This is a genomic window from Desulfotomaculum copahuensis, assembly GCF_001655685.1.
Taxonomy (GTDB): Bacteria; Bacillota; Desulfotomaculia; order Desulfotomaculales; family Desulfovirgulaceae; genus Desulfotomaculum_G; species Desulfotomaculum_G copahuensis.
Window position 1 is genome coordinate 1 of sequence record NZ_LYVF01000130.1, and the last position, 1066, is coordinate 1066.

General features: G+C 32.1%; 1 protein-coding gene. It reads right to left on the reverse strand.

Annotated features, from left to right (window positions below; translation table 11 throughout):
• The coding region (locus A6M21_RS08035) for an IS1634 family transposase (protein WP_201721853.1) at window positions 1–978 on the reverse strand (978 nt) is incomplete at its 3' end.
• Window positions 979–1066: the final 88 nt, after the last annotated feature.

Genomic DNA, 1066 nt, shown 5'->3' on the forward strand with positions numbered 1-1066 from the left:
CTTGAAGCTATCTCCTCTGTGTGTATATCCGTTTTCGTCAAGGACATATTTCTTAAATTCCTTATCTGCACAACGAACAGAATAGCTGAATACATAACCATTACCAGCAGATAAAGTATACCAAATGTTATCGCCAGTGATGATACCTTTATCAGCAACTACAATAATTCTTCCCAAAGAATAATCATGTTGTATTTTCCTTAACATAGGCATAAGTGTAGTTTTATCTAGAGCATTGCCAGGAAAAAGTTTATATGTAATAGGTATACCATTGGTGTCCATAAATAATCCCATCTGCACAATTGGATCTGGCCTGTGTTCTTTAGAAACGCCTTTTTTACGCAATTCGTCTTGTTCATCAATTTCAAAATAATAGTTGGTAACATCGTAATAAACCAGATTAGTATTTCGTTCATATAAAGACTTAATATGCTCATGAACCCAAAGCTGCAAAGCATCACTATGCTTATTGAAAAAAGATAAACATCTGTAGATATCATCCAAAGAAAAATCAAACCTCTCAAAGAATATATCTCTATTCTCATAAGTCTTTTTCTTTGAAGCAGGATACAATAAACGTGAAAATACGAGAAGTTTCATAATAGCATTAGAATCATACTCTTCTTTTGAATGACGCTGCCTGTTTTTCAAAAATTTGTCCAATTCAAGTTCATGATAAATCTTACTAAATGCAGCGTAGCCAAAGTTTTTACGATTATTCGTATTAATCAAAAGTCTTTCATTAGGAGAAAAACTAAGAGTAATTGGAGTCTTTTTCATGGCTTTTTGTTCATTCAATTCTTTAACCTTTTGTTCAAAAAAAGCGATTGGATCATCATATTGTTTTTGAAGTTCATCGAGGTATCCAAGGGATTCAATAGTAACAGTTCTTGTATGCCCTCTTTCTTTATCGCGATATCCATCTGCAATAGATAGGTATATTCTTCCGGAACTGCGTCTACTTTTCTTTAAATACACATTAAACTCCCCCAATAAAATTCAATATAACTATATTATACCACAATCCATAATAATCCGCAACCAAAATATGACAAAAATTTAAAAA